Annotated in this window: 6 protein-coding genes; 4 read left to right on the top strand and 2 right to left on the bottom strand. The window is 69.6% G+C overall.

Annotation, left to right across the window (positions count from 1 at the left end; genetic code table 11):
* On the top strand, positions 1 to 410 hold a 410-nt coding region (locus MFF42_RS22025), incomplete at its 5' end, for an endolytic transglycosylase MltG (RefSeq protein ID WP_238257765.1).
* Between the two features lie 166 nt (positions 411 to 576).
* Here the strand turns inward: MFF42_RS22025 and MFF42_RS22020 are convergent.
* Positions 577 to 1,329: an HAD family hydrolase gene (locus MFF42_RS22020; RefSeq protein WP_238257763.1), complete on the bottom strand. Its 753-nt coding sequence runs from the start codon at positions 1,327 to 1,329 to the stop codon at positions 577 to 579.
* A complete protein-coding gene (locus tag MFF42_RS22015) occupies positions 1,313 to 3,700 on the bottom strand; it encodes a glycoside hydrolase family 65 protein (protein ID WP_238257761.1) in 2,388 nt (795 codons plus the stop codon). Before MFF42_RS22015 ends, MFF42_RS22020 begins: the two co-directional genes overlap by 17 nt.
* Before the next feature lie 509 nt (positions 3,701 to 4,209).
* Here MFF42_RS22015 and MFF42_RS22010 point away from each other — a divergent pair.
* The 3 genes from MFF42_RS22010 to rbbA form a co-directional block, all read left to right on the top strand.
* Complete coding sequence (locus MFF42_RS22010; protein ID WP_238257759.1) at positions 4,210 to 5,412, top strand: acetate/propionate family kinase; 1,203 nt, start codon at positions 4,210 to 4,212, stop codon at positions 5,410 to 5,412.
* Complete coding sequence (locus MFF42_RS22005; protein ID WP_238257757.1) at positions 5,409 to 6,440, top strand: HlyD family secretion protein; 1,032 nt, start codon at positions 5,409 to 5,411, stop codon at positions 6,438 to 6,440. Before MFF42_RS22010 ends, MFF42_RS22005 begins: the two co-directional genes overlap by 4 nt.
* A partial coding sequence (rbbA, locus tag MFF42_RS22000; RefSeq protein ID WP_238257756.1) for a ribosome-associated ATPase/putative transporter RbbA occupies positions 6,437 to 9,138 on the top strand: 2,702 nt, incomplete at its 3' end. The genes MFF42_RS22005 and rbbA, both read left to right, overlap by 4 nt.

The following is a 9,138-nucleotide window of genomic DNA, read 5'->3' as shown; positions in this document are numbered from 1 at the left end:
CGGCGCTGGAGGCGGTCGCCAACCCGTCGCGCACCAAGGATCTCTACTTCGTCGCCGACGGCACCGGCGGCCACGCCTTCGCCGACTCGCTGGAGGGCCATCAGCGCAACGTGACCCGCTGGCGGCAGGTGGAACGCTCCCGCCAGCAGTCGCAGCAGGCCGATCCGGGCGCGGTCGACAAGGTCGATCCGAACACCGCCGAGCCGAATGCGGGCCAGCCCGGCCGCGCCTCGGCCTACGCGCCGGGCTCGAACGCGACCTTCGCGCTCGACGGCGCGACCACCGACGGCGCGGGTGGGCAGCGCCCGAAGGCGTTCGATGCCTCGGAGGGAACCAAGCTCGACCCCCTGCGCAACAAGACCTACGATCTCGGCTCGCCGAAGACGGTCCCGGCCCTGCGCAACCCGTAACGGTGCCGGTCGCGGACCGGCCCGTTGCCTTCGACTGCCCCGAGCTCTGCCCAATCCCGTCATCGCGAGCGGCAGCAAAGCGATCCAGAGCGCGCCCTTTCCGGAAAGGTCACGCCCTGGATTGCTTCGGCTTCGCCTTGCAAGGACGGAGGCGGAACCGAAGCAGTCAAACGGATGAGGTATGCGGGTCCGGCCCGGACCGTCTTCGCAAAACTCCGTCCGACAAGGCGCTCACATCGAGGTCATCGAGCGAGGTGAGCACGAGGTCGGCGCCCGCCGCCCGCAGCAGGGCCGCGTCGCCGAGCCGGGCGATGCCGAGCCCCGCCATGCCGCCGGCCTTCGCCGCCCTGATCCCGGCCGGCGCGTCCTCCACGACGAGGCACGCGGCCGGAGCGGCGTCCACCGCCCCGGCGGCGAGCCGGAACAGGGCCGGATCGGGCTTGCCGCGGGGCAGGTCGCGCCCGCTCACGTCGGCGTCGAACAGCGACAGCAGAGTTCGTCCGTCGGGCAGGATTACGCGGGCCAGCATCGCGTCGGCGTTCTTCGAGGAGGAGGCGAGCACCGTGCGCAGAACCGTCTCCCGCAGCGCCACCGCGAGACGGATCGCGTCGGGAAAGGCCGTGAAACGGTCCTCGGCGATGAGCCGGTCGATCACCGCCTGCTTCTTCCGCCCGAAGGCGGCGGCATCGCTCGCCGCCCCGGTGCCGCCGAGACGCTCCAGCGTCGCCCGCGCCCCCTCCAGCCGCGGCTTGCCCGCGACATGAGCCTGATAGAAGGCCGTGGTGAAGCCGGTCGGATCGGCGAAGTCGGCGAGCGCCTCGCGCCACGCCTGCTCGTGGGGCGAATCGACCAGCACGCCATCGACGTCTAAGATCACCGCGCGCAAGGCCCCCGATACGGCGTCAGGGCTCGCAGGCATGGGCGTCCCCATCCGTCGGGCGGATCGCCCGCGTCACCGTCGGCTCGGCCACCGTCAGACCGACGCGCTCCCCGGCATGCCACAGGGTCAGTTCCTCGCCCGCCTCCAGCCTGTAGGTCGCGGCGGCGTGGTCGAGTTCGACCCGGATCGTCCGGCCGCGGATCCGGAGGGTGAAGCTCAGCCGCTTCCAGGCATCGGGCAGGCAGGGTTGGAAGCTGATCCGTCCGCGCGTGTCGCGCATCCCCGCGAAGCCGTAGACCAGCGCGAGCCACGTGCCGCCGATGGCGGCGATGTGTGCGCCGTGCATCATGTTCCCGCCGATGTCGGACAGGTCCATCGCCAGGGCGAAGTTGAAATAGTGGATCGCCTTCTCGCGCAGTCCGATCTCGTTGGCGACGATGCTCTGGATGCAGACGGACAGGGACGAGTCATGGGTCGTCAGCGGGTCGTAATAGGCGAAGTTCCGCCGCTTGGCCTCGGGCGTGAACTGCTCGCTCAGTAGGAACATCGCGAGCACCATGTCGGCCTGCTTGATCACCTGCGAACGGTAGAGGTTCAGCGGGTGGTAGTGCAGCAGGAGCGGGTAGCGATCCTCCGGCGTGCCGGCGAAATCCCACCGCTCCAAATCGAGGAAGGCGTCGTCCTGGGGATGCACCTTCAGCCGCTCGTCGTAGGGCAGGTACATCCGCTCGGCCGCCTGATCCCAGGCTTCGGCCTCGTCCGGCTCGAGGCCGGTGCGGCGCACGAGCGTCGCGAAGCTGTCGGGGTCGTCACGCTCCAGCCTCCGCACGGTCTCGGCGGCGTAGCGGAGGTTCTCCCGCGCCATCAGGTTCGTGTAGCAGTTGTTGTTGACGATGGCCGTGTATTCGTCCGGCCCGGTCACGCCGTGGATGCAGAAGCGGCCGCCCATGCGTTCCGAGAAGAAGCCGAGATCGCACCAGAGACGCGCGGTCTCGACTAGGATCTCGGCGCCGTAGCGGCAGAGGAAATCCGCGTCGCCGCTGACCTCGACGTACTGGCGCAGGGCGAAGGCGATGTCGGCGTTGATGTGGTACTGCGCCGTCCCCGCGGCGTAGTAGGCCGAGGCCTCCCGCCCGTTGATCGTGCGCCAGGGAAACATCGCGCCGCGATGGCCGAGTTCGCGTGCCCGGTCGCGGGCGCTGTCGAGCATGTCGTAGCGCACCTTGAGGAGGCTGCGCGCCATCGGCGGATTGGTGTAGATCAGGAACGGCAGGACGTAGATCTCGGTGTCCCAGAAATAGTGGCCCTCGTAGGTCCGGCCGGTCAGCCCGCGGGCGGCGATGCCGTGGCCCTCCGCCCGCTCCGAGGCCTGCATCAACTGGAACAGGTTCCAGCGGACCGCCTGCTGGATCCGCGGGTTCTCGGCCTCCACCACGACGTCGGCGCGCTCCCAGAAGCGGGTGACGTCGGCGTGCTGGCGGGCGCGGATCGACGCGAATCCGGTCTCGACCGCGCGGTCGAGCGTCCATCCCACTTGCGACCGGATCGCCTCGGGCGCCGCGCCGTCGGAATAGTGGTAGCTCAGGTATTTGTGGATGCGGATCGCACGCCCCGGCGCGAGGGTGGCGCGGAAGACGACGCGGGCGAGGTCGTCGCCGACGCTCGCCTGGACTGCGAACGGGCCATCGGCCGCGACGACGTGGTCCATGCCGCAGCCGAGCACCAAACCTGAACTCGCGGTGCGATAGCTGAGGATCGCGCGCAGCGCCTCCGCTCGGGTCCCCGTGGGATGCAGGACGCGGCCGACGAACCCTTCCGCCAGGCGCGGGTCGCTGGTGTCGGCGGCGAGCGGCTGGTCGTTCCGCAGCGCGGAGGCGATCACCACCTCCGCCTCGACCTCCTCCGCCGTCAGTTCGTAGGCGAGCGCGGCGCGGTGGCGGTGGGCGAGCGAGACGAGGCGAAGCGTCCGCAGGCGAAGGCGCTTGCCCGCCGGCGTCGCCCAGGTGACGTCCCGCTCCAGGGTTCCGGTCCGGAAATCGAGGGCGCGCCGATAGGACAGGATCTCGGCTTCCGGGAGGGTGAAGGGTTCGTCATCGACGGAGAGGGACATGACCGTCCCGTCGGGGCAGTTCAGGATGCTCTGGCCAACCGTGGGAAAGCCGTAGGCGCGCTCGCCGTACGAGATCGGGCGGTGCTCATAGAAGCCGTTGAGATAGGTGCCCGCCTCTCGGACCGGCACGCCCTCGTCGGTGATCCCGCGCATGCCGAGATAGCCGTTCGAGAGGGCAAACATCGTCTCCGCCTGCCCGGTGAAGTCCCGCGCCAGCGCGCCGTCGTAGCGGATCGCCTCGATGGCCCACGGGTTCGGGGGGAAGATGTCGGTGGGCGGGTTCAGGCGCGGGCGCAGCATCGGTCGTCCACTCGCTCCATCCCGGGACCGGGCAGCCCACCACGATCGAGGGCAGGAGCCGGCGCGCCTGCGACGATGCAACCTGAGCAGAGCCGATACCGGCGCCGGGGATAATCGGGGATGCTTTCGATCGATGATCCCATACAATCGACGCAACCAGACGGTGTCAACACGTGTTGACGATCGAACATTCTGATGGCTTGAATCAAATTCGTCCATCTTATAGCATTTGTTATGAGATAATCGTCATATTTGTCTCTCATAAACCCTCAGGGACGCCTCTACCGAAAGCATTTCATTTGTTTCATCATCGAAACTATTGGAATCTTCGGGAGGCTTCGGCTCACACCGTCACGGTTGGCCGAGCCTGCGAAGGATGGAAGGAGCAGATCCGATGGGGTTTCGCCTCGCACCGTCAGGGAGATCCGGACGCATCGCCGGCATGGCGGTGACGACAGGGCCGGCCGGGGATCGGCCGTCGCGCGGGGCGGCTCCGGCGCGGGGCTGAGATGAGCGACGGCATCCTGGTCGTGAATGCGGGCAGCTCGTCCATCAAGGTCAAGCTGTACGCCATCGACGACGCGGATCTCGTGCCCCGCCTGAGCGGGGGGATGAGCGGCATCGGCAGCGCGCCCCTGCTGAGCGTGACGGACGGGAGCGGTGCGGTCCTGGAGGAGCGCCGCTTCGAGCCCGGCGAGATCGCCGACGCCTCGGCCGCGCAGCACCAGCTCGCCGACTGGTTCAGCCGTCACGGCAGCACGGAATCGATCATTGCGGTCGGTCACCGGGTCGTCCATGGCGGGCCCGATTTCGCGGAGCCGATGCTCGTCGACGATGCGGTGCTGCGGAGGCTCGAAACCTTCATTCCGCTGGCGCCCCTGCACCAGCTCGGCAACCTCGATCCGATCCGGGTGCTGCGGCAGCGACGGCCCGACCTGCCGCAGGTCGCCTGTTTCGACACCGCCTTCCACCGCGGCCATCCGGAACTCGCCGACCGCTTCGCTCTGCCCCGCTTCCTCCACGACGAGGGCGTGCGGCGCTACGGCTTCCACGGCCTGTCCTACGAATACGTCGCCGGGCGCCTGCGGGATCTGGCGCCCGGGACGGCGGACGGGCGCGTGGTGATGGCCCATCTCGGCTCCGGCGCCTCGCTCTGCGCCCTGAAGGCGGGGCGGAGCCAGGAAACCACCATGAGCTTCACGGCGCTCGACGGCCTGCCGATGGGCACGCGCTGCGGCGCCCTCGATCCCGGCGTCGTGCTGCACCTGATCGAGCACAAGGGCATGACGCCGGCCGAAATCGGCCACATGCTCTATCACGAGAGCGGATTGCTCGGCCTGTCGGGCCTCAGCAACGACGTGCGGACTCTGCTGGCGAGCGACCGGCCGGAAGCCGCCATGGCCGTCGCCTACTTCTGCCGGCGGGTGGCCCAGGCCACGGCCGCTTTGGCCGTGACGCTCGGCGGCCTCGACGCCTTCGTCTTCACCGCCGGGATCGGCGAGAACGCGCCCGAGATCCGCCGCCGCATCATCGCGGAATTGGGCTGGGCCGGTTTGATCCTGAGCAATGACGCCAACCGCTCCGGCGCCGCAAGACTCGATGCGGAGGGGAGCCGGGCGCAGATCTGGATCGTCCCGACCGACGAAGAGCGCATGATCGCGAGACACACGATGCGTCTATTGGGGAGAACGGCGCCGGGAGCAGCCGCATGAAGCGGACGACGTCGGGCCCGACATCGCGCGGCGCCCTGCTCGCGATCCTGCTCGCCACCGGTCTCGCCGTCGCCGTGCCGCCGCCGTCCCTGGCGCAGTCGCGCCTGAAGCAGCTGATCGACCGGTTGCGCGGCCAGCGGATGCCCGACGGCATCGCCAAGTCGAACGGCCGCATCGAGGCGACGCAGGTCGATGTCGCGGCGAAATATGCGGGCCGGATCGCGCAGTTGCTCGTCAGGGAAGGCGACGAGGTGAGCGCGGGTCAGGTCGTTGCCACGATCGCCTCGCCCGAGACCGAGGCGCAGCTGCGCGGCGCCCAGGCCCAGGTGCTGCGGGCCAAGAAGAGCCTCGCGGAGGCCGTGGCCCTGATCGCCCAGCGCAACAGCGACCTCACCTTCGCCGACGCCGACTTCGCTCGCGGCAAGGAGCTGGTCGGCAAGGGCTTCATGACCCGGCAGATCTTCGATCAGCGCAAGGCCAAGGCGGAGGCGGCGAAGGCCGGGCTCGACGCCGCCAAGGCGCAGGAGGAGCAGGCGACGTTCGCCGTGCAGAGCGCCGAGGCCGACGTCCAGCGGCTCCAGGCGATCCTGGTCGATCTCGTCCTGCGGGCGCCCCGCGACGGGCGGGTGCAGTACCGGCTGGCGCGCGAGGGCGAGGTGGTGGGCGCCGGCACCCGCATCCTGACGCTGCTCGACCTCGCCGACGTCTACATGACGATCTACCTGCCGGCCGCGCAGGCCGGGCCGCTGGCGCTGAACGACGAGGCCCGCATCGTCCTCGATCCCGTGCCGCAATACGTCGTCCCGGCGACGATCAGCTTCGTCGCCTCCGAGGCGCAGTTCACGCCCAAAAGCGTCGAGACCGAGGAGGAGCGCGAGAAGCTGACCTTCCGGATCAAGCTGCAGATCGATCCGAAGATCCTGAAGAAGTACCATCGGCGGGTGAAGACGGGCGTGCGCGGCATGGGCTTCGTCCGCACCGATCCCAAGGTCGACTGGCCCGCCGACCTCGCCGTGAAGCTGCCATGAGCGGGGCGGCCGCCGTCGCGAGACTGGAGCAGGTCTCGCATCGCTACGGCCGGACGGTCGCGCTCGACGACGTGTCGCTGGCGCTGCCGGACGGGCGCATGGTGGGGGTGATCGGCCCGGACGGCGTCGGCAAGTCGACGCTGCTGGCGCTGATCGCGGGGGTGCGCCGGATCCAGCGCGGCCGCGTGACGGTGCTCGGGGGCGACATGGCGCAGCGCCGCCACCGCACGCGAGAGGGCGCGCGGATCGCCTACATGCCCCAGGGGCTCGGCCGCAACCTCTACCCGACGCTGAGTGTCTTCGAGAACATCGACTTCCACGGCCGCCTGTTCGGCCAGGGGGCGTCGGAGCGCCGCCGCCGCATCACCGACCTCCTGACCGCCACCGGCCTCGACCCGTTCGAGGGACGGCCGGCGGGCAAGCTCTCCGGCGGCATGAAGCAGAAGCTCAGCCTGTGCTGCGCGCTCATCCACGATCCCGACCTCCTGATTCTCGACGAGCCGACCACGGGCGTCGATCCTCTCTCGCGCGGGCAGTTCTGGGAGCTGATCGGATCGATCCGGGCCGGGCGGCCCGGCATGAGCGTCGTCGTCGCCACCGCTTACATGGACGAGGCCTCGCGCTTCGAGCGTCTGGTCGCCATGGACGACGGCCGCGTCATCGCGGAGGGCAGCCCCGCCGACCTGCTGGCGCGGACGGCCAAGCCCGACATGGAGGCCGCCTTCATCGCGCTCCTCCCGCCGGAAAAGCAGGCGCAGCACCGCCCCGTGGTGCTGCGGCCGCGGCCGCCCCGGCTCGACGCGGTGCCGGCGATCGAGGCCGAGCACCTGACCCGGCGTTTCGGCAGCTTCACCGCGGTCGACGACGTCAGCTTCCGCATCGCCCGCGGCGAGATCTTCGGCTTCCTCGGCTCGAACGGCTGCGGGAAATCGACCACCATGAAAATGCTCACCGGCCTCCTGCCGGTCTCGGAGGGAAGCGCCAAGCTGTTCGGCCACCCCGTCGGCGACAACGACATGGAGACGCGCCGCAACGTCGGCTACATGTCGCAGGCCTTCTCGCTCTACAGCGAGCTGACGGTGCTGCAGAACCTCGAACTGCACGCACAGCTCTACCACCTGCCCCCGCGCGACCGCCCGGTGCGGATCCGCGAGCTGCTCGACCGCTACGAGCTCGAACCGGTCAAGCACGCGCGGCCCGACAGCCTGCCCCTCGGGATCAAGCAGCGCCTTCAGCTCGCGGTCGCCGTGCTGCACCGGCCGGCGATGCTGATCCTCGACGAGCCGACCTCGGGCGTCGATCCGATCGCCCGCGACGCCTTCTGGCGGACGCTGATCGACCTCTCGCGGGACGAGGGCGTCACGATCTTCCTCTCGACCCACTTCATGAACGAGGCGGAGCGCTGCGACCGCATCTCGCTCATGCATGCCGGCCGGGTCCTCGCCGTCGGCACCCCGGCCGAGCTGGTGCGGGATCGCGGCAGTGCCTCGCTGGAGACGTGCTTCATCGACTATCTCGCCGAAGCCGCCGGCCTCGACCCCAAGTTGGCGGAAGAGACGGCGGCGGGAAAGGCGCCCGCGGAGCAAACGCCGGCCGTGCCCGCCGCGGCCCCTCACCGCGCTGCAGCGCCGCGTCACCGCTTCGATCCCCGCCGCCTCTGGGCCTATGCCCGGCGCGAGACGATGGAGCTGCTGCGCGATCCCATCCGGATCGCCTTCGCCTTCCTCGGCCCCCTCCTGCTGATGATCGCCTTCGGCTACGGCATCTCGTTCGACGTGGAGAACCTGCGCTTCTCGGCCTTCGACCAGGACAACACCCCGGAAAGCCGCCAGCTCGTCGATGCCTTCACCAGTTCGCGCTACTTCAGCGAGCAGCCGCCCATCCGCTCGGCGGCGGAGCTCGACCGGCGCTTCCGCAACGGCAGCGTGCAGATCGCCCTGGAAATCCCGCCCCGCTTCGGCCGCGATCTGCGATCGGGGCGCGCACCCGAAGTCGCGGTCTGGCTCGACGGGGCGATGCCGTTCCGGGCCGAGACCAGCCGGGGCTACGTCACGGGTCTGGCGAACCAGTACGCCCACCAACTGGCCGTCGAGCGCCTGGGCGCCGACCCCTCCGCGACGCGGGTGAGCGTCGAGACGCGCTTCCGCTACAACCAGGCGTTCCGCAGCGTCAACGCCATGGTGCCGAGCGTGATGATGCTGCTGCTCATCCTGATCCCGGCCATCATGTCGGCCATCGCGGTGGTGCGCGAGAAGGAGACCGGCTCGATCGCCAACTTCCGCTCGACGCCGGTGACCAAGTTCGAGTTCCTGCTCGGCAAGCAGCTTCCCTACATCGCCATCGCCATGATCAGCTTCGGGCTGCTGGTGCTCGTGGCGCTGCTCGTCTTCGACGTGCCGGTCAAGGGCTCGTTCGCCGCCCTCGCGCTCGGGACGCTGTTCTACGTCGCGGCGACCACCGGCTTCGGGCAGTTCATCTCGACCTTCATGAAGACCCAGGTCGCAGCGGTCTTCGCCACCGCGCTCCTGTCCATCATCCCGGCGGTCAACTTCTCCGGTCTGCTGGTCCCGGTCTCCTCGCTCTCGGGCAGCGCCCGGCTGATCGGGCTGTCTCTGCCGCCGGCCTGGTACCAGCCGGTCACCGCCGGCGCCTTCACCAAGGGCCTGCCCTTCTCCGAACTGGCGCTCAACCTCGCGGT

The organism is Methylorubrum podarium, from assembly GCF_022179745.1.
GTDB classification, from domain to species: domain Bacteria; phylum Pseudomonadota; class Alphaproteobacteria; order Rhizobiales; family Beijerinckiaceae; genus Methylobacterium; species Methylobacterium podarium.
Note: the sequence above shows the minus strand (reverse complement) of the source record. Positions and strands in the feature narration are given on the sequence as shown.